This is a genomic window from Variovorax glucosi, assembly GCF_051216695.1.
Lineage (GTDB): Bacteria > Pseudomonadota > Gammaproteobacteria > Burkholderiales > Burkholderiaceae_C > Variovorax.
Genome location: NZ_JBPJZE010000001.1, coordinates 312,693 through 331,757, shown reverse-complemented (window position 1 = coordinate 331,757; position 19,065 = coordinate 312,693). Strand labels below are relative to the sequence as shown.

At 65.2% G+C, this 19,065-nt stretch carries 20 protein-coding genes; 13 read left to right on the top strand and 7 right to left on the bottom strand.

Annotation, left to right across the window (positions count from 1 at the left end; genetic code table 11):
* The first annotated feature begins 52 nt into the window (after positions 1-52).
* Together pcaH and pcaG are read left to right on the top strand one after the other, a co-directional pair.
* Entirely contained in the window at positions 53-769 is a 717-nt protein-coding gene (gene pcaH, locus ACSFA3_RS01615; RefSeq protein WP_435503659.1) for a protocatechuate 3,4-dioxygenase subunit beta, read from the top strand.
* Positions 770-785: 16 nt separating this feature from the next.
* Positions 786-1,388 (top strand): protocatechuate 3,4-dioxygenase subunit alpha, encoded by a 603-nt coding sequence (gene pcaG / locus ACSFA3_RS01610; protein ID WP_435504925.1) that lies wholly within the window; start codon positions 786-788, stop codon positions 1,386-1,388.
* A gap of 41 nt (positions 1,389-1,429) precedes the next feature.
* On the opposite strand, the gene ACSFA3_RS01605 is transcribed toward pcaG, so the two are convergent.
* The gene (locus ACSFA3_RS01605; RefSeq protein WP_435503658.1) at positions 1,430-2,377 is read right to left on the bottom strand and encodes an adenylate/guanylate cyclase domain-containing protein; all 948 of its coding nucleotides are present in this window, start codon (positions 2,375-2,377) and stop codon (positions 1,430-1,432) included.
* 331 nt (positions 2,378-2,708) lie between these two features.
* On the opposite strand from ACSFA3_RS01605, the gene ACSFA3_RS01600 reads away from it, so the two are divergent.
* A complete protein-coding gene (locus ACSFA3_RS01600; RefSeq protein ID WP_435503657.1) occupies positions 2,709-3,038 on the top strand; it encodes a hypothetical protein in 330 nt (109 codons plus the stop codon).
* A 4-nt stretch (positions 3,039-3,042) separates the two neighbouring features.
* Here the strand turns inward: ACSFA3_RS01600 and ACSFA3_RS01595 are convergent, their stop codons facing one another.
* Genes ACSFA3_RS01595 through ACSFA3_RS01585 form a run of 3 tightly spaced genes read right to left on the bottom strand, consistent with a single transcriptional unit; the run spans position 3,043 to position 5,311 of the window.
* Positions 3,043-4,014 (bottom strand): LD-carboxypeptidase, encoded by a 972-nt coding sequence (locus ACSFA3_RS01595; RefSeq protein ID WP_435503656.1) that lies wholly within the window; start codon positions 4,012-4,014, stop codon positions 3,043-3,045.
* A complete protein-coding gene (gene tadA / locus ACSFA3_RS01590) occupies positions 4,011-5,087 on the bottom strand; it encodes a tRNA adenosine(34) deaminase TadA (RefSeq protein ID WP_435503655.1) in 1,077 nt (358 codons plus the stop codon). Before tadA ends, ACSFA3_RS01595 begins: the two co-directional genes overlap by 4 nt.
* Positions 5,084-5,311 (bottom strand): hypothetical protein, encoded by a 228-nt coding sequence (locus ACSFA3_RS01585; protein ID WP_435503654.1) that lies wholly within the window; start codon positions 5,309-5,311, stop codon positions 5,084-5,086. Before ACSFA3_RS01585 ends, tadA begins: the two co-directional genes overlap by 4 nt.
* 67 nt (positions 5,312-5,378) lie before the next feature.
* On the opposite strand from ACSFA3_RS01585, the gene ACSFA3_RS01580 reads away from it, so the two are divergent.
* Both ACSFA3_RS01580 and ACSFA3_RS01575 read left to right on the top strand, forming a co-directional pair.
* Positions 5,379-6,443: a DUF72 domain-containing protein gene (locus ACSFA3_RS01580; protein WP_435503653.1), complete on the top strand. Its 1,065-nt coding sequence runs from the start codon at positions 5,379-5,381 to the stop codon at positions 6,441-6,443.
* Between the two features lie 91 nt (positions 6,444-6,534).
* Positions 6,535-7,536 (top strand): aldo/keto reductase, encoded by a 1,002-nt coding sequence (locus ACSFA3_RS01575; RefSeq protein ID WP_435504924.1) that lies wholly within the window; start codon positions 6,535-6,537, stop codon positions 7,534-7,536.
* Positions 7,537-7,541: 5 nt separating this feature from the next.
* On the opposite strand, the gene ACSFA3_RS01570 is transcribed toward ACSFA3_RS01575, so the two are convergent.
* Together ACSFA3_RS01570 and ACSFA3_RS01565 are read right to left on the bottom strand one after the other, a co-directional pair.
* Positions 7,542-8,579, bottom strand: coding sequence for an Lnb N-terminal periplasmic domain-containing protein (locus ACSFA3_RS01570; RefSeq protein ID WP_435503652.1), 1,038 nt, complete (start codon positions 8,577-8,579; stop codon positions 7,542-7,544).
* Positions 8,576-9,517, bottom strand: coding sequence for a LysR family transcriptional regulator (locus ACSFA3_RS01565; RefSeq protein ID WP_435503651.1), 942 nt, complete (start codon positions 9,515-9,517; stop codon positions 8,576-8,578). The genes ACSFA3_RS01570 and ACSFA3_RS01565 overlap by 4 nt, the downstream gene beginning before the upstream one ends.
* A gap of 124 nt (positions 9,518-9,641) precedes the next feature.
* Here ACSFA3_RS01565 and ACSFA3_RS01560 point away from each other — a divergent pair, with 124 nt between their 5' ends.
* Genes ACSFA3_RS01560 through otnI form a run of 7 tightly spaced genes read left to right on the top strand, consistent with a single transcriptional unit; the run spans position 9,642 to position 16,852 of the window.
* On the top strand, positions 9,642-11,024 hold the full coding sequence (locus ACSFA3_RS01560) for an NAD(P)H-dependent oxidoreductase (RefSeq protein ID WP_435503650.1): 1,383 nt from the start codon (positions 9,642-9,644) through the stop codon (positions 11,022-11,024).
* A gap of 48 nt (positions 11,025-11,072) precedes the next feature.
* Positions 11,073-12,137, top strand: coding sequence for a DctP family TRAP transporter solute-binding subunit (locus ACSFA3_RS01555; protein ID WP_435503649.1), 1,065 nt, complete (start codon positions 11,073-11,075; stop codon positions 12,135-12,137).
* A gap of 11 nt (positions 12,138-12,148) precedes the next feature.
* Entirely contained in the window at positions 12,149-12,766 is a 618-nt protein-coding gene (locus ACSFA3_RS01550; RefSeq protein WP_435503648.1) for a TRAP transporter small permease, read from the top strand.
* Positions 12,763-14,040, top strand: coding sequence for a TRAP transporter large permease subunit (locus ACSFA3_RS01545; RefSeq protein WP_435503647.1), 1,278 nt, complete (start codon positions 12,763-12,765; stop codon positions 14,038-14,040). The genes ACSFA3_RS01550 and ACSFA3_RS01545 overlap by 4 nt, the downstream gene beginning before the upstream one ends.
* A gap of 34 nt (positions 14,041-14,074) precedes the next feature.
* Positions 14,075-15,367 carry a 3-oxo-tetronate kinase gene (otnK, locus tag ACSFA3_RS01540; RefSeq protein WP_435503646.1) on the top strand — a complete coding sequence of 431 codons (1,293 nt, stop codon included), beginning with the start codon at positions 14,075-14,077 and terminating at the stop codon, positions 15,365-15,367.
* 17 nt (positions 15,368-15,384) lie between these two features.
* Positions 15,385-16,047 (top strand): class II aldolase/adducin family protein, encoded by a 663-nt coding sequence (locus ACSFA3_RS01535; protein WP_435503645.1) that lies wholly within the window; start codon positions 15,385-15,387, stop codon positions 16,045-16,047.
* Between the two features lie 19 nt (positions 16,048-16,066).
* Positions 16,067-16,852 (top strand): 2-oxo-tetronate isomerase, encoded by a 786-nt coding sequence (gene otnI, locus ACSFA3_RS01530; RefSeq protein ID WP_435503644.1) that lies wholly within the window; start codon positions 16,067-16,069, stop codon positions 16,850-16,852.
* On the opposite strand, the gene ACSFA3_RS01525 is transcribed toward otnI, so the two are convergent.
* A complete protein-coding gene (locus tag ACSFA3_RS01525; RefSeq protein WP_435503643.1) occupies positions 16,849-17,778 on the bottom strand; it encodes a LysR family transcriptional regulator in 930 nt (309 codons plus the stop codon). The two genes, otnI and ACSFA3_RS01525, sit on opposite strands and share 4 nt — an antisense overlap.
* Before the next feature lie 127 nt (positions 17,779-17,905).
* Here ACSFA3_RS01525 and ACSFA3_RS01520 point away from each other — a divergent pair, with 127 nt between their 5' ends.
* Complete coding sequence (locus ACSFA3_RS01520) at positions 17,906-19,021, top strand: aryl-sulfate sulfotransferase (protein WP_435503642.1); 1,116 nt, start codon at positions 17,906-17,908, stop codon at positions 19,019-19,021.
* The last annotated feature ends 44 nt before the right edge of the window (positions 19,022-19,065 follow it).

The following is a 19,065-nucleotide window of genomic DNA, read 5'->3' as shown; positions in this document are numbered from 1 at the left end:
TGAGAATCGGCTTCTAAAGTTCGAGCTCCCCACCGATGACCGGAGACATGAAATGCAAGAAACCGAACTGCCCAGGCTCGACCCGCGCGACTGGGACAGCCATCCGTCCTATCTCTATCCCGGCTACCGCTCGACGCAGAAACGCGGCCCGACGAAGCCGCTGATACCGCTGAAGGCTTCGCTCGGCGAAATGCGCCAGCCGGTGTACGGCCACGACAGCATCGGCGAGTTCGATCACGACCTCACCCGCAACGCGCGTCGCAACGGCGAGCCGATCGGCGAACGCATGATCCTCACCGGCCAGGTGCTCGACGAACGCCGCCGGCCGGTCGCGAACACGCTGGTCGAGATCTGGCAAGCCAACGCCGGTGGCCGCTACGTCCACAAGGTCGACCAGCACGACGCGCCGCTGGACCCGAACTTTCTCGGCGCCGGTCGCTGCATGACCGACAGCGAAGGCCGCTATCGCTTCCTGACGATCAAGCCGGGCGCGTATCCGTGGGGCAATCATCCGAACGCCTGGCGTCCGCAGCACATCCATCTTTCGCTGTTCGGCCAGCATTTCGCGAGCCGGCTGGTGACGCAGATGTATTTCCCCGGCGATCCGCTAATGCAGTACGACCCGATGGTCACCGGTACGCCGGAGAAATACCGCAATCGCCTGGTCGCCGACTTCAGCCTCGACGTGACGCAGGAAGGCTATGCGCTGGGATACCAGTTCGACATCGTGCTGCGCGGCGCCGATGAAACCCCGTTCGAAAACCGTTGAGGAGCCACCGATCATGATGAGCGCACTGGAAGCCAACTTCGGCCAGACCCCTTCGCAAACCGTCGGCCCGTACTTCGCCTACGGCCTCACCGCCACCCAATACGGCTATGACTTCGACCAGCCCTTCGACGCAGTGCTGGCGCTCGACGGTGCTTCCGGCGAGCGCATACGTCTGGAAGGCCAGGTTTTCGACGGCGACGGCAATGCGGTCGGCGATGCGCTGGTCGAAATCAGCCAGCCCGACGGCGCAAGTCGCTACCCGGCAACGGTGGAAAACGCACGCGCCATGGGCTTCAGAGGCTTCGGTCGATGCGGTACCGGGAGCGACGCCGAGAACCGGTATGTATTTCACACCGTGAAGCCCGGCGCGGAAACGCCTGGCGAGGCGCCGCACATCAACGTCATCGTGACGATGCGCGGGCTGCTTCTACATACCTTCACGCGTGTGTATTTCAGCGATGAGATAGCGGCGAATGCGGAAGACGCGGTTCTCGCCAGCGTGCCGGCCGAACGCCGCGATACGCTGATCGCGGAGCGCTTCGAGGAAGGCGGCTCGGTGCGCTATCGCTTTGACATCCGCATGCAGGGCGCGGAAGAAACCGTCTTCTTCGACGTCTGATCCCCCGGCCTGGGCGTTTTTGGACGCCCGGCGCTCAGCGCTCAGCGCTCGTCGCGACGGGACAGCAGCAGGTTGCCGCCGGCCGTGTTGAAGGAGATCGTCGGCGCGCTGAAATCATTCAATGGCGCGCCGAGTCCGATCTCGCCGCTGCCGTGGAGCACGCATTCGTCGCGCCGCAGCGCGATTTCGCTGCTTGGCCCGGCCGATCCATGGAACCGGACCCACGTGCCGTAGGTGCTGACGTCGACCAGCACACAGCTGCCCTGCCTCGCCTCGATGCGCGCATGCAGGCGAGACACGCGAGGGTCATTCACCACGAACTGCGCATCGTCGACGCGCCCCAGGTGGATCGGCAATTCCGCCGCGCTGAACAGGGTCCGCACATCCAGCCACTTCAGCTCGATCTGCCCGAAAGACGAATCGGGCGAGCGCTGCGAATGCACCAGTGCCGCGGGCATCGTCATGAAATCGGTCAGTTCTTCCTGCCAATCGATGCGATGCACCACCGGCAGCTCGTTCTTCCCGCGAATATTGATCGGGCCCAGGCTGCGATGGCGGACTTCGCCTTCCTTCAGCTGGCTCACGACCGATTCAGTTGCCCAGATCTGCCCCGGACCGGCCAGGTCGCTCAACCGGGAAGCCAGGTTAACGGCGTCGCCGTAACAGTCGCCGTCGACCTCGAGCACATCCCCGCTCGCGACGCCGATCTGCAGGTCCATGCGCAACGGGGCGGGCCAGGCCTGCAGGCGCTTCTGGTGATTCCGCTGCAGTTCGAGGACGGCTTGCGTGGCCTGGTGACCGCCGGCAAAGATCGCCAGCACGCCGTCTCCGAGCATCTTCACGACGCGGCCGCCATGCGCTTCGCACACGCCAGCGATCCATTGCGTCAGTCGGGTGACGGTGTCGGTGGCGCGTGCGTTTCCCATTGCCTCGAAGACCCGGGTGCTGCCCGTGAGATCCGCGAAGACGACCGTTGAATAAGCGCCCATGTTGTGCAGTTTTTGGTAGCAATCGCTGGGTGATTATGGCAAAGCAATGAAGGACCGCAGGACAAATCGAGCGATGTCCTGCGTCCGTTTCGCATCGAGCAGGGCTCGTGCAAGTTCATTAGTTCGTGAATGGGCTAATAACAAAGCGTCTATTAGACTTTTGAACGCAATTTCCAGTAGAACTTACGACTTCATCTGCACAGCCAAAGTTGAAAGAAATGTGAAGAATGTTGTTATAGAACATGTTTGCTTCTCTCCGTACTTGTCGGCGATGTCCGACCGATTTAACGTAGCACTCATCGTTGGCTTTTGGGTCCTCAGGGTGTCCTCCATGACTTTGCGCCGTATCTTCCGTTTTCTGTCCTTGCCGGGCCTGGGTCTGCGCAGCGTGGCCGATCGTCGCATCAGCCAGATCCGCGGCGCGATGCTGTCGCTCCTCAAGGGCCACAGCGGCAATGAAATCAGACGTGTCGAGCAACGCGTCCAGTTTGCCGACAATCTCGAAGCGCTCTGGTATCTGCGTCAGGACCTGGTTGCCACACTTACTGCTGTCGGCGAAGAGACCGTCGCGCGCCAGCAGATCCTGCGCATCAACAACCTGTTCAAGGGCTGGTTGCCGTCGACGATGGTCGCGCGCTCGCACCAACGTTTCACGGCGTGATCCATCAGTGGGAGTGCGAGTGAGCGTGATCGTGCGCGTGGCTGTGCCGCTCCCCCTGGTCGAGATGCCCCCACATCAGGAATACCTCCCGCCCGCTGGACGCCATGTCCACCTTGGCGCCGACCGGTAGCAGCACCTTCGTCGGCACATGGCCGAACGGCAACCCCGAAATCACGGGCGGCTTGATGAGTCCGCGCAGGCGGTCCACCACCGTCTGCAAGCCGAAACCGCGGTCGTTCGGCACCTTCTTGAATGACGTGAACTGGCCGAGCAGGATGGCACGTTGACGCCCGAGCACACCTGCATGACGAAGCTGTTCCAGCATGCGTTCGATCCGGTACGGGTGTTCGCCGACGTCTTCCAGGAACAGCACGCCCTTGTCGATCGCCGGAAAGTACGGTGTGCCGAGCAGGCTTGTCAGCATCGCCAGGTTGCCGCCCCACAGCGTGGCCTGCTTGATCCGGCTCAGCACCGGCGCATCGCCGTCGCGCGCCGGAACGCGCCATCCGGTGCCTTCGCCCTGCCCTTCGATCAGGTCGTCGAAGCACGCTTCCATGATGTCGTCCGGTCCGGCTTCGGCACCGAAGTCCTCGCCGACGGCCGGGCCGGCCCAGGTGATGGCGCCGGTCTTGGCCAGCAGCGCATTCTGGAACGCGGTGAAGTCGCTCAGGCCGACGAACTGCGTGCCCTTGTCGACCGCTTTTGCCACTGCCTTGTACGGAATCGCGTCGAGGATGCGGCTCAGACCGTAGCCGCCGCGCGAGATCAGGGCCACGTCGGCGCCGCTTGCGGCCGCGCGTGAAATGGCGGCGAGCCGTGTCGCGTCGTCGCCGGCAAAACGTTGCGATACCGCCAGCGCGGCCTCGTCGATCTCGACTTCGTAACCGAGGGCCTGGAGACGTTTGATGCCGCGTCGGAAGGCGGGCTTGTCGCGCACGGCGCTTGAAGGGGAATAGATGTAGATGTGTTTGCTCACGGCGCGAAGTATCCCATTGCGTCGTGCGCAATCTGCGCGCTTTGCGCCGCGGAGGGGCCCGACGCGAACGTGTCCGAAACACCCAGCGCACGCAATGCGGCCTCGTGCCCACGGTCGGGAAACGGCACGCGCCAGGCTTCGGCTGCGCTGCCGTCTTCCTGATCCGGCACCGGCACGGTCACTGCGAATCGGTCCGGCGCAGAAGCGATCAGCAATGCAGCGAGCGGTTGTGCGCCATCTGCGGCTGCGATCAGGATGCGGCCGACCGCCAGCGCTTCGAGCCATTCAAGCAAAACTTCGGCATGCCAGGCGAGCGTGTGTACATCTTCGCGCTTGGGTTTGTCGCTTCGGCCGAAACCGATCAGGTCGGGCGCCAGCCAGCGAAACCCGGATTGCTGCACGAGATGTCTGAAGAAGTAGCTCCACTGCCCCGGCGCATGCAGGCAAAGCACCGTCGCGCTCCCTTCCCGCAGGCCTTCGTCGAGGTAGTGCATGCGCCAGCCGCGCTGGATTTCGAGGCCGGATATCCAGTTCGGAGCGAAGGCGTAATCCGGCAGCGCCTCGAATCGCTTTTCGGGTGTGCGAAGCGCGTCGTCGCGCAGCGGCCGGGCGGCGATTCGCGCTTGGTCGCGACGTCGGCGGAAGAAATCCTGCAGCAGCGCCGCGCATTCGTCGGCCAGAACGCCGCCTTGCACGGCGGTCCGGTGGTTGAGTCGCGGCTCCGCGAAAAGGTCGGTCACCGACCCTGCGGCACCGGTCTTGGGCTCGACGGCGCCGTACACAACGCGAGCCAGCCGCGCGTGCAGCATGGCGCCCGTGCACATCGCGCAGGGCTCCAGCGTGACGAAGAGCGTGCAGCCGTCGAGCCGGTAATTGCCCAGCGCCGCCGCACCGGCCCGCAGCGCGCCGATTTCGGCATGCGCGGTGGGGTCGTGCGATGTCACGGGCGCATTCCGCCCGGTCGCGACGACGACGCCATCCCTGACCAGCACCGCGCCGACGGGCACTTCTCCCGACTCGCCGGCCTTGCGAGCCTCTGCCAGCGCGAGTCGCATCCAGTCGGTGTCGTTCACTGATCGTCCGCCGGCGATTTCGGCCGCTGCATTGCCTGGTCGAGCTGGCGCTGGAAATCCTGCTGGACCTGCGCGCCCTGCGCACGCACCGATGACGACGACGCTGACGATGCGGCGCCTGCGGGAGACGCGCCGGGCACGACAACGGTCTGCCCGCCCAGCTGCTTCTTAGCCAGCAGCCCGACGACCAGCAGTGCCAGCACCAGGCCGATCAATCCGAACATCCGCATACCGATCTCCTTCTGAACCGGGGAGGTATATCAGAATGGCGCCTTCCCTTCGACACAGCCCATGCAGGACTTGCTTTTTTCAACCGACGACGATGCCGACCCGAACGGCGACAGCGGCAAGCAGGATCAGGCCGTCCGGGCGCCCGGAAAGACGCGCTCTTCCCGCACCGGAACCGTCCTGCCGCAGCCTGCAGCGCCGGACGATATCGCCCTGGCACAGGCGCTGCATCCGCAGATCCGGCTCGGCACTTCGTCTTGGTCGTACCCCGGCTGGGACGGCCTGGTCTGGGACGGCCGGTATTCGGATTCGATGCTCGCGCGACACGGAATACCCGCTTACTCGGCGCATCCGCTGTTTCGCACCGTCAGCATCGACAAGGGCTTCTACAAGCCGCTCGGCGTCGTCGAATACTCAAAGCTCGCCGACGCGGTGCCGGCGGACTTCCGCTTCGTCGTCAAGGCGCCGAGCATGGTGACCGATGCGGTGGTGCGCAGCGAAGAGGGTCGCGGCAGGCAGCCGAATCCTGCTTTCCTGAGCCCCGAAATCGCCGTGAACGACTTCGTCAGGCCGGCGCTGGAGGGTCTCGGAGAAAAGCTCGGCGCGCTGGTGTTTCAGCTGAGTCCGCTGCCGATGCAGTTTCTTTCCGATCAGTCGCTGCTGCTGGAGAAACTCGGAGCGATGTTGCGCGCCCTGCCCTCGCTGCGGCCTGTCGCGCCGGACGGCGTGATCGCTGTCGAAGTGCGCGACCCGGTACTTCTCGGCCAGCCGCTGGCGAACGTGCTGCGCGAAACCGGCGCCACATTCTGTCTCGGGCTGCACGCCAAGATGCAGGACATCGACGCACAGTTGCCGATGCTCCGCGCGCTGTGGCCGGGGCCGCTGGTCTGTCGCTGGAATCTGAATCCGGTCAACGGCGCCTACGGCTACGAGGACGCGCGCGACCTGTATGCGCCGTACGACAAACTCGTCGATGTCGATCCGAAAACGCGCGATGCACTCGCCCGTGTCGCTGCGGCCACGGCGCGCGCCGGATATCCGGTCTACGTCACCGTCAGCAACAAGGCCGAAGGCTCGGCGCCGCTGAGCGTGCGAGGGCTGGCCGAAACGCTGCGTGCTGCGGGTTGAATATTTCAGGCGTACGCTGTATCGACCCAGTCCAGACACTGCATTCAAAGGTACTTCGAACATGACGACTTCCAGCGCATCCGCTTCCCCTATTCCGACCACCCGCTTCGGCCGCACCGGCCTGACCGTGTCCCGCATGGCGCTGGGCACCATGACCTTCGGCCTGCAGACCGAGGAAGACGTCTCCCGGCGCATCCTCGACAAAGCCACCGAAGCCGGCATCAACTTTCTCGATACGGCCGACGTGTACCCGCTCGGCGGCGGCCTGAAAACTGTCGGACGCACCGAGGAAATCGTCGGCAACTGGCTGGGCGCGAGCGCCGGTCGCCGGCAGAATCTGGTCATCGCGACCAAGGCCGTCGGCGTGATGGGGCCGCAGAAATGGGATCAGGGTGCATCGCGCAAGCACCTGCTTTCCGCCATCGACGCGTCGCTGGCGCGGCTCCAGACGGATTACGTCGACCTGTACCAGCTGCATTCCGACGACGCCGAAACACCGCTCGACGAAACGGTGGAAGCGCTGGACGTCATCGTGAAGTCGGGACGCGCGCGTTACGTCGGCGTGTCGAACTTTCTGGCGTATCGGCTGGCGAAGGCACTGGGTCGGGCCGAATTCTTGCGCGTGACGAAGTTCGTTTCGGTCCAGCCTCGCTACAGCCTGCTGTTCCGCGAGATCGAGCGCGAACTGCTGCCGCTGACCCGCGAGGAAGGCCTGGCCGTGATCCCGTACAACCCGCTGGCAGGCGGGCTGCTGACGGGCAAGTACAAGAAGGGATCGGCGCCAGAGGAAGGCACGCGCTTCACGCTCGGCAGCGCGGCCGAGCGCTATCAGGAGCGCTACTGGAACCAGCGCTCTTTCGAGACGGTCGAGCAGCTCGGGAAACTGGCCGACGAGGCCGGCGTTCCGCTGACGACGCTGGCCGTCGCGTGGGTGATGGCGAATCCGGCGATCACCGCCCCGCTGCTGGGCGCCAGCCGTCCGGAGCAGCTCGATGCGACGCTGGCTGCGGCGACCTACGCGCTCACGCCGGACTTGAAGCAGAAGCTCGACGAGCTGACGCACGAGTACCGGTATGGCGATGCGGCACGCTGAACGCCTCAGCGCTTCTCCGCCATGCCCGGAATGCCTTGCCGGATCGCCGTTGAAAACCATGGGTCGGCATCGGCAGCCTGAGCGCGCTGCGTGATCCGGCCAGCCGCGCGCAGGGTTTCGAGGTCATAACCCGGCACCAGACCGCCGACGTCGCGCAGATACTCCGGCAAGTAGCCGGACGCCAGCAGCCGCCAGTCCAGCGGCAGTCCGCCAACGATGCGCTGCGCCATTTCATAGACGATGGTGGTGCAGTTGGCGAAAAGCGTGTCGTAGAAGCGCGGCGCCCGTTCGAGCATGTCGGCTTCCGCGAGATAGGCCAGCAACAGCGCTCGCATGGCTTCCGGAGCCATCTTCACGCGATACAGGAAGACGTCTTCGCCACGCACGTTCGTGCGCACGCGAAGAATGTCGCGCTCGTCGGCCGCGATCAGGCTGAGCTCGAAGCGTTTGAAGAAACCTGCGACGGCGGAAAATTCTTCACCTTTCTCCTTCCGGATCTCGATCGAAAAGACGAGTTGTTCCGTCCCGTCTTTCCCATCGTCGAAGCCGAAAGACACCAGCGTGTGCGCGATGGCCGGCCCCATCCAGTAGGAAGCAGCCATGTCGACCGAACGCAGCCGGGCCAGATCGTAGCTGCGGGTTTCCCAGCGCGGCGTGTAGTCGGTGTCGGTCCGCCAATCGAAATTGCGGACATTGGTGAGCGTGACGATGTCGCCCTGCCGCCGGGCCTGCAGGTGACGCAACACGTCGTCGGCCCAGGCGCGGGTATCGGACGGCTCGATGCGCACCCACCAGCCGAGCAGCAGCGCGAATGCGACGCCATAGCTCAAGACCGCGCGGGTTGCATTGCCGCGCCAGGCCAGCAAGACCGCAGACAGCGCGAAACCGGCCCATGCCGCGCCGGCCAGCGCCTTCCAGGGTTGCGGCAACGGCAGCTGGTAATGCAGCGCCATCACCGCCCATGCGGCCGAGAGCAGCACCGCGAACGACAGGAATGCGAGTGCGATACGCCGAAACCAGCGGAGCAAAAATGGTCGATTCATGCGGCAGCCTGATCGTGTCTGGGCGCCGGCCCCAGCGTCGCGTCTTCCCAGAAAGCGACTCCCGCAGCTTCCGACTGCTCCCGCACATGATCGACCACGGCCCTGACACGCGCCAGTTTTCGGCTGTCGGCATGCGTCACCAGCCAGTAGGTGCGCGACAGGCGGACATCCTCCGATAACAGCCGCACCAGCGACCGCTCGTTGCGCGCCATGAACACCGGCAGCATGCCCAGGCCGACGCCGCCCATCACGGCGGTCATCTGGCAGATCACGTTCGAGATGCGGATACGCGGCACCATCCCCGGCGAGACGTGCTTCATGTAGTCGAGCTCGCGGGTCCACATCAGGTCGTCGACGTAGCCGACCCAGGTGCGCTGCGTCAGCTCGGCCCGGTTGTAGACCGGGCCGTACTGGTCGAGATAGCTGCGGGACGCATAGAGCCCCACCTCGTAGTCGGTGAGCCTGTAGGCATGCAGATGGCCCTGCTCCGGGCGCGACATGGCGACGGCGACGTCGGCTTCGCGCTTGGTCAGGCTGAAATTGCGCGGATTCGCGATCAGCTCGATCTCCAGCTGCGGATGTTCGCGCGCGAGCGTCGCGAGCTTCGGCGCGAGGAAGTACGTGCCGAAACCCTCCGGTACGCCGAGCCGTACCGACCCGGTCAGGCCGCCGGAGCCGGTGTCCGAACGCGCGCGCATGCCGATCGCCAGGCTCTCCATCGCCTCGGCGTCGATCACCAGCCGCTCGCCTTCGGCCGTAAGCACGTAGCCGGTGGAACGGCGGTCGAACAGCGTCTGGCCGAGGCTGGCCTCGAGCCCCGCGATGCGCCGGCTCAGCGTCGAATGGTCGATGTCGAGCAGTCGCGCAGCGGTCGTCAGCCGTCCGGCGCGAACCACCGCGAGAAAGGCCTGCAAATCGTTCCAGTCGAATCTGTGCATGCGGAATTTTGCACATGAACTGTGCAGGACACGGCATTTACTTGCAAATAGTCGAAGACTAATCTCGCGCCGCAGTTGCAGGACACGCCTGCAGCGCCACCAACCTGAAAGAGACAACAGCACCATGTCCAACCTGTTCCATCAACTGAAGGGATTGGCCGAAGCCGGCAAGCCCGTCCGCGTCGGCCTGATCGGTGCCGGCAAGTTCGGCTCGATGTTCCTGTCGCAGGTGCCGCGCACGCCCGGCATCCATCTGATGGGCATCGCCGACCTTTCGCCCGACCGCGCGTGCCAGTCGCTCAGGCGCGTCGGCTGGAGCGATACGCAGTTCGCGGCCAAGTCGTGGGCCGAGGCGATCCGCAACGGCTCGACCTTCGTGCAGGACGATGCCGAAGCCATGATCTCGCAGTCGGAACTCGACATCGTGATCGACGCAACCGGCAGCCCGTCCGCCGGCATCCGCCACGCGCTGCTCTGCTGCGAGCATCGCAAGCACATCATCATGGTCAACGTGGAGGCCGACGCGCTGGCTGGCCCGCTGCTCGCCCGCCGTGCCGAAGAGGCCGGCATCGTCTATTCGATGGCCTACGGCGACCAGCCGGCGCTGATCGCGGAAATCGTCGACTGGGCGCGCACGGCAGGGTTCGAAGTCGTTTGCGCCGGCAAGGGCACGAAATACCTGCCGGTCTATCACCAGTCGACGCCGGACACGGTCTGGGGCCACTACGGTTTCTCCGAAGCGCAGGTGGCCGGCGGCGACTTCAACGCGCAGATGTTCAATTCCTTTCTCGACGGCACCAAGTCGGCGCTGGAGATGGCCGCCGTCGCCAACGGCACCGGCCTGACGCCGGCTTCCAGCGGCCTTGCATTCCCGCCATGCGGCGTCGACGACCTGCCGAACCTGCTCAAGCCTTCGAGCCAGGGCGGGATCCTTTCGCACAGCGGCACGGTCGAAGTCGTCTCCTCGCTGGAGCGCGACGGCCGGCCGGTGTTCCGCGACCTGCGCTGGGGCGTGTACGCGACCTTCAAGGCGCCGAACGACTACGTGAAGGAATGCTTCGCGCAGTACGGGCTGAAGACCGATGCGAGCGGCACCTACGCGACGATGTACAAGCCGTACCACCTGATCGGCCTGGAGCTCGGCATCTCGGTCGCCAACATCGCATTGCGTGGCGAAGCGACCGGCGCGACCCGGGAGTTCCTCGGCGATGTCGCAGCGACAGCCAAGCGCGACCTGAAGGCCGGCGAAAAGCTCGACGGTGAAGGCGGTCACATGGTCTACGGCAAGCTGATGCCGGCCGCCGAATCGCTTCGCAGCGGCGCCTTGCCGATCGGCCTCGCGCACGGCATCGTGCTGCAGCGCGCGGTTCCGGCCGGACAACCCGTGCGCTGGTCCGACGTCGCCATCGACGCATCGCACCAGGCGATCCGCATCCGCCGCGAGATGGAAGACCTGTTCCGCAAGGAAATGGGCGTGATGCCGACGCTCGAGAAGATCGCGGCCTGACAGAGCCCGACAAGCGCGGTACGACATAAAAAAATTAGGAGACAAGACATGACATCGACATCCGTTTTTCGTGGCGCACTGCGCCGCAGCCTGCTTTCGTGCCTGCCGGCCATCGCGCTGTGCGGAGTCGCGCTCCCCGTCGCGCTTTCCACGGCCCATGCGGCCGACATCAGGGAACGCACGATCCGCTTTTCATACGTCCAGCCCAAGACCAGTCACATGGGCTGGGGCGTGGAGAAGTTCGCCGAACTGGTCGCTGCCAAGAGCGGCAAGAAGATGACGGTCAAGGGTTTCGCCGACGGTGCGCTCGGCGGCGACCTGCAGGCACTGTCTGCCGTGCAGGGCGGCACGATCGAGATGACCACCATGCCGATCGCGCTGATGGTCGGCCAAGTGAAGTCGCTAGGCGCCTTCGACGCGCATTTCCTGTTCGACAACTTCGCCGAGGTCGACGCGGTGCTCGACGGCCCGGTCGGCCAGAAATTCCTGTCCAAGCTGCCGCCGGGCCTGGTCGGCCTCGGCTACTTCGACCACGGCTTCCGTTACATATCGAACAGCAAGCGCGCGATCACCAAGCTGGAGGACATACAGGGCCTGAAGATCCGCACGCCGCAGTCGCCGATCTTCCTGGACTCGTTCCGGGCGATGGGCGCCAACCCGGTGCCGCTGTCGTTCACCGAGCTGTACACCGCGATGGAGACGAAGACCGTCGATGGCCAGGACAACCCGATCGCGGCCTACGAGACGAACAAGTTCTTCGAGGTGCAGAAGCACCTGTCGAACACCCGCCACGTCTACCAGCCGCTGGCCATCCTGATCAGCAAGAAGAGCTGGGACGGCTTTTCGGCGGACGAGCGCCAGATCTTGACCGATGCGGCGCGTGAGGCTGCTGCAGCGCAGCGACCGGTGTCGCGCCAGATGGAAGCGACCGCCCTCGCAGCGGTGAAGAAGGCCGGAACCGTCTACACGGAAATCTCGCCGGCCGAATTGACGCGCATCCGCGACAAGGTCCGCCCCGTGACCGAGCGTTATCTGAAGGAACTTGCTGCCAACGAGCCGGCCGTGACCGAGCTGATGGCCGAGATCGAGGCCGTGCGCGCCAAGACCCGCTGAGGGAGCGCGCCATGCAAAAAGTCACGGACGGCCTTTTCTGGCTGCTGAAGGCGTTCACCGTTGCCTGCCTCGCCGCGATGGTGGTGCTGGTTTTCGGCAACGTCGTGTTGCGCTACGCCTTCAACGACGGCATCACGGTTTCCGAAGAGCTGTCGCGGTGGCTCTTCGTCTGGCTGATCTTCATGGGGACGGTGATCGGACTGCGCGAGCGCGGCCACCTGGGCGTGGATTCGCTGGTGCAGCGGTTGCCGCGCATCGGCAAGCGGATCTGCTTCATCGCCAGCCAGGCGGTGATGGTCGGCGTGACGGTGATTTTCCTGATCGGCGTCTGGCAACAGCTTCAGGTGAACCTGCACAACGACGCGCCGGTGACGGGCCTCTCGATGGCCTGGTACTACGGCGCCGGTCTGGCTTTCTGCGTGCTGGCATTGCCGATCCTGCTGCATGACCTGTGGCGCGGCCTCGTCGGTAACCTGCGCGACGACGAGTTGGTGATGGTCAAGGATTCGGAAGAACAGGCGGAGTTCGAGAAATTGCAGCGCGAACTGCAGGCCCAGCTGCAGCGAGAAGCCGAAGCCGGTGCTGCGCATGCGGTGACACCGACCCGGCGCGCGGAGGTCTCGGCATGACCGTCACCGTCTTCATCGGCTCGCTGCTCGGCTTCATGGCCTTCGGCATGCCGATCGCCTTCGCGCTGCTGGGCTGCGGCGTGGCCCTGATGTGGCACCTGGACATATTTGACGCGCAGATCATTGCGCAGAACGTGATCTCCGGCGCCGACAGCTTCGCGCTGATGGCCGTGCCGTTCTTCATGCTGGCCGGCGAAGTGATGAACAAGGGCGGCCTGTCGAAGCGCATCGTCGACGTGGCGCTCTGCCTGGTCGGCCACGTGCGCGGCGGCCTGGGCTACGTCGCCATCGTCGCGGCCTGCATCCTGTCGGCGCTGTCGGGTTCGGCGGTGGCCGATGCAGCTGCGCTGTCGGCGCTGCTGGTGCCGATGATGGTCGCAGCCGGGCACAACAAGGCGCGCGCCGGTGGGCTGATCGCCGCAGCCGGGATCATCGGGCCAGTAATTCCGCCGTCGATCGGCTTCGTCATCTTCGGCGTCGCGGCGAACCTGTCGATCACCAAGCTGTTCCTGGCCGGCATCTTCCCCGGGCTGATGATCGCCGCCGCGCTGTGGGTCACCTGGTGGTGGGTGGTGCGCGGAGAAACGCTGGCGCCGCCGCCGCGCCGTTCGCTCGCCGACACGTTGCGCGCATTCCGCGAAGGCATCTGGGCACTGATGCTGCCGGTGATCATCATCGTCGGCCTGAAGATGGGCGTCTTTACGCCGACAGAGGCATCGGTGGTGGCGGCGGTCTATGCGCTGTTCGTGGCGACCGTCGTCTACAAGGAACTGAAATGGACACAATTGTTCGACGTCTTCGCCTCGGCCGCGCAGACGACCGCCGTGATCATGTTTCTCGTCGCTGCGGCGATGGTGTCGGCCTGGCTGATCACCGTGGCCGACCTGCCCAGCAAGGTGATCCTGCTGCTCGAACCGTTCATGGACAACAAGATCCTGCTGATGTTCGCGATCATGCTGCTGGTGGTCGTGATCGGCACCGCGATGGACATGATCCCGACCATCCTGATCCTCACGCCGGTGCTGATGCCGGTCGTGAAGGAAGCGGGCATCGACCCGATCTATTTCGGCGTGCTGTTCATCATCAACAATTCGATCGGTCTGATCACGCCGCCGGTGGGAACGGTGCTGAACGTCGTGGCGGGGGTTTCGCGGATCTCGATGGACGACCTGATGAAAGGCGTCTGGCCGTTCCTGCTGGCGGAGCTGGCTATCCTGCTGGCGATGGTACTGTTCCCCTCGCTTGTGACCGTGCCGATGCGCTGGTTCTTCTAATACTTCGCAACCTGTCTGCAAACTGTTGAAATCGATGAACAAACTGCTGCTCGGCTGCATCGCCGACGACTTCACCGGCGCGACCGATCTGGCAAACAACCTCGTGCGGGCCGGCATGCGCGTCGTGCAGACGATCGGCGTGCCGACGGCGCCACTCGACACCTCGGCGCATGCCGTCGTAGTCTCGCTCAAGTCGCGCACGCTGCCGGCGGCGGAAGCGGTGGCGCAGTCGCTCGAGGCACTCGAATGGCTGCAGGCGCAGGGCGCGCAGCAGATCTACTTCAAATATTGCTCCACCTTCGACAGCACGCCCGATGGCAACATCGGCCCGGTGACCGAGGCCCTGATGGACGCGTTGCACTGCGACTTCACCATCGCAACGCCCGCCTTCCCCGACATGGGCCGCAAGGTGTTCAAGGGCTATCTCTTCGTCGGCGACGTTCTGCTGCACGAGAGCGGCATGCAGCACCACCCCCTGACGCCCATGACCGACCCCAATCTCGTCCGCGTGCTGCAGGCGCAGACCCGGCGCAAGGTCGGGCTGGTCGACCACACGACCGTGGCGCAGGGCGAAGTCGCGATCAGGGCGCGTTTCGCCGTGCTGAAAGCCGACGGCGTCGGCATCGCCATCGTCGATGCGGTCGGCAACGCCGATCTGCTGCGCCTCGGGCCGGCGCTCGCCGACATGCCGTTGGTGACTGCGGGTTCCGGCGTGGCGATTGCGCTGCCGGCGAATGCGGGCCTGTCGCCGAATCGAGATGCCGCGCTGCTGCCGGCTGCTTCCGGCTTGCAGGCGGTGCTTTCGGGCAGCTGCTCACGCGCCACGAATGCGCAGGTTGCTGCGTTCATCGCCAGCGGACGGCCTGCGCTGGCACTCGATCCGCTTCGGCTCGCCGACGATGAAGATGGAACCGTGACGGCTGCCGTGGATTGGGCAGTGCCGAAACTGCAGGACGGCCCGGTACTCGTCTACTCCACGGCCGAGCCGGAGGTATTGAAGGAAGTGCAGGCCCGGCTCGGCGTCCACGAGGCCGGCGCGATGGTCGAACGCGCGCTCGGACGCATCGCGCAGGCGCTGGTCGCGAATGGCGTGCGTCAGTTGGTCGTCGCGGGCGGGGAGACATCCGGCGCGGTGGTGCAGGCGCTGGGAATCGCGCAGCTGCGCATCGGCGCGCAGATCGATCCGGGCGTGCCGTGGTGTTCGGCGATGGCGGGAGAAATACAGATTCACGTCACGCTGAAGTCCGGCAACTTCGGCGCCGAAGACTTTTTCACCCGCGCCTTCGCCGAACTCGCCACGGCACCGCCCGAGGAAAGTGCCCGGTGACGGCTGTCCACACTGATATGAACAGCGCGCGCGAAGAAATCTGCCGCGTCGGCGCGAGCCTCTTCAACCGCGGCTATGTCCACGCGACCGCCGGCAACATCAGCGTGCGGCTGGCGCCCGAGGCCGGCGGCGGCTTCCTGATCACGCCGACCGACGCCTGCCTGGGCAACCTGCGGGCTGAAGACCTGGCACATGTCGCCGACGACGGCACAGCCCTTTCCGGAGGACGGCCCAGCAAGACGCTGGCGCTGCACCGCCGCATCTACGACGCCGCGCCGAACGCGCGCTGCGTGCTGCACACCCATTCGACGCATCTGGTGGCGCTGACCTTGCGCGGCGTCTGGCGCGACAGCGACGTGCTGCCGCCCATCACGCCATATTTCGTGATGAAGGTCGGCCACGTGCCGCTCGTGCCTTACTTCCTGCCTGGCGATCCGCTTGTCGGCGACTGGGTGGCCGAGAGCATCGCGGCGCATGCGAAACGCGGCATCGGGCTACGCGCCGTGTTGTGCGACCGGCTCGGGCCTCAGGTGTGGGATGCGTCGCCGGCCGCCGCGATGGCGGTGCTGGAGGAACTGGAGGAAACAGCGCGCCTCTGGCTGCTTTGCGGTGCCGGAACCGAACCTTTGTCGGAAGAACGCATCGCCGAACTGCGCGTTCGATTTGGCGCGCAGTGGTAACAACATTCACAGGATTCACATGCCCCGCTTCGCAGCCAACCTCAGCATGATGTACACGGAGCACGAGTTCCTCGACCGCTTCGCCGCCGCCGCAACGGACGGTTTCAAGGGCGTCGAGTTTTTGTTCCCTTATGCGTACACGCCGCAAGACCTCGCGCGCCGGCTTGCCGACAACGGCCTGCAGCAGGCGCTTTTCAATGCACCGCCGGGCGATTGGGACGCAGGCGAACGCGGGATGTCGGCGTTGCCGGGCCGCGAAGACGAGTTCCGGCAGAGCATCGCCCGTGCACTCGAATACGCGGAAGCACTGAATTGCCCGCACATCCACGTGATGGCCGGCATGGTCCCGGCAGGCGCCGACCGTGCGGTCATGCGTTCCACCTACGTCGCGAACCTGCGCTGGGCCTGCGAGCAAGCCAGGCCGGCCGGCCGGACGCTGCTGATCGAGCCCATCAACGGCCGCGACATGCCCAGCTACTTCCTGAGCCGGCAGGACGATGCGCATGCGGTGATCGCGGAGGTCGGTGCGGACAATCTGAAGGTGCAGATGGACCTGTACCACTGCCAGATCGTCGAGGGCGATCTGGCGATGAAGATCCGGCATTACCTGCCGACCGGGCGCGTCGGGCATTTCCAGATCGCCGGCGTGCCGGACCGGCACGAGCCGGACCAGGGTGAGGTCGACTTTCGCTATCTGTTCGGGGTGATCGACGCTTCCGGATACGACGGCTGGATCGGCTGCGAATACCGGCCGGCGGCGGGGACGAGCGCGGGGTTGGGCTGGCTGCGGGCGCTGAGCGACTAAGCGACTGAAGCGCGTTCGAAGCGTTTGCCGATGGCCGTGAGCTGCGCCTCCAGGAACTCCAGAAACATACCCATCGCCACCGTCGTCGTCTGCCCGCTGCGCTGATAAAGGCAGTCGTGCGACCAGGCTCCGGTGTCCGCCAGACCCTGCCAGGCCAGCACACCGGCAGCCACGTCTTCGGCGACGTTCTCCGGGATCAGGAAGCCGATGCCGACGCCGCTGCGTACCAGGCGCCGAACCATCGCGACCGAGCTGGTTTCGACAAGTGGCCGCGCCTTGCGGTGCTCGCGGTGATCGATCTGGTCGACCATCGCGCGCAACTCCGTGCCGGGCGTCATCAGGACCAGCGGCTGGTCGAGGCAATCGCGCAACCGGGGCGCGCGGCCCAGCAAGGTGAGTGCATGGCCCGGCGGCGTGACCACGCCGAGTTGTTGCGGAAAGCCGCGCACCTCCTCCACGCCAGGTGGCGGCCTGCGGCGCAGGCAGAAGCCGATGTCGGCCTCGCCGGCTGCTACCCACTTGAGGATGTTTTCGCCGCTGCCCGAGCGCACGCTGTACGTCACGCCGGGGTAGCGCTGCACTGCGATCGCGATCACGTCCGGAACCAGTTGCTCGGCCGACGAATGCGACACCGCCAGGCTGATGTGGCCGCGCCGCAGCGCGCGGAGGTCCTCGACCTGCGAGAGCGCGCTGTCGAAATCGCGCTGGCTTCTGCGCACCGCGGCCACCATGATCTCGCCCGCGCTGGTGAGCTGCATGCCGCGCGGCAGCCGGTCGAACAGCGGCGTGCCGACCTGCTCCTCGAGGTTGAGGATCTGCTGATGGACCGCCGCAGCGGTGAGATGCAGTGACTCGGCTGCCTTGCGGATGGAACCGCGTCGCGCGACCTCGTCGAAACAGCGGAATGACTGGGAGATGGACGCCATCGTCCGACTGTACGAAATTTACGAACGTGTCGTTCAAAAGAAACAGATTTTCCGGACACGCGCAATTGCATAGATTTGGCGCATCGACAGGCTGCACGGTGCGGTCCGTCCACCTCAGGAGCCCGCATTGACCACCACTGTCGACCAGATCACCCAGCGCCGCCGCGGCGTCGGCCTCATTGCCCACGATCCCGCAGCTTCGGCAGGTGGTTACACGCTGATCGCGCCGCAGACGGCCGACGGCAACGTCTACCTCGTCGGCATGCATGGCGAAGTGGTCCACCAGTGGAAGATGCCGCTGCGCGCCGGTCGCCACGCGGTGATTCTGCCGAACGGCAACATGGGCTACAACGGCAACCACGCGAAGTCGCCCGACCTCTATGCCGCGTGGTCGATGTGGCACGGCGGCGATTTCTCCGAAGTCACGCCTGAAGGCGAGACGGTCTGGCACTACGAAGATCCGACCCATCACCACGATGCCAAGTGGCTGGCCAACGGAAATCTGCTTTACGCCGCCTGCGCGCCGGTCCCCGAAGGCTTTGCCGATCGCGTGCCCGGCGGCACGGCTCACGGTCCGGACGAGCAGATGTACGGCGACGTGATCCGCGAAGTGAACCGCGCGGGCGTGCTGGTCTGGGAATGGAAGTCCTGGGAGCACCTGAAGCCGGAGGATTTTCCGATCCATCCAGGATTCGGTCGTTATCACTGGCCGCTGGTGAACGGGCTCGATGTCGATGCCGAGGGTCGCGTGCTGATGAGCCTGCGGACGACCGCCGGCATCATCGGCGTCGACAAGGCGAGCGGCGACGTCGAATTCCACATCCCGCCGAGCGTCGTGTCGCACCAGCATGCGCCGACGGCACTGGCCAACGGCCACATCCTCGCCTTCGACAACGGCAACTTCCGCACCGGAAGCCACGTGCCGTTTTCGCGCGTCGTCGAGATCGATCCGAAGACCTGCGAGGTCGTCTGGTCCTATGCCGACGAGATGGTCAACGCTTTCTTCACCGCCTTCATGGGCAACGCGCAGCGCCTGTGGAACGGCAACACGCATGTCACCGAATCGGCCACCGGGCGTCTTTTCGAGGTCAATCCCGAAGGCGAGGTCGTCTGGGAATACATCCTGCCGTGGTTCGCCGAGTACCCGGATGCCGCCGCCCGCAAGACCGGCCCCGGGCGCTTGAACAGCGTTTTCCAGACCTGGCGCTACCAGGCGGCGCAGCTGCCTTGGTTGCGCGGCTGAGCACGCCTTTTCGATCCGACTCACGAACAATTCATCGAGCCCCT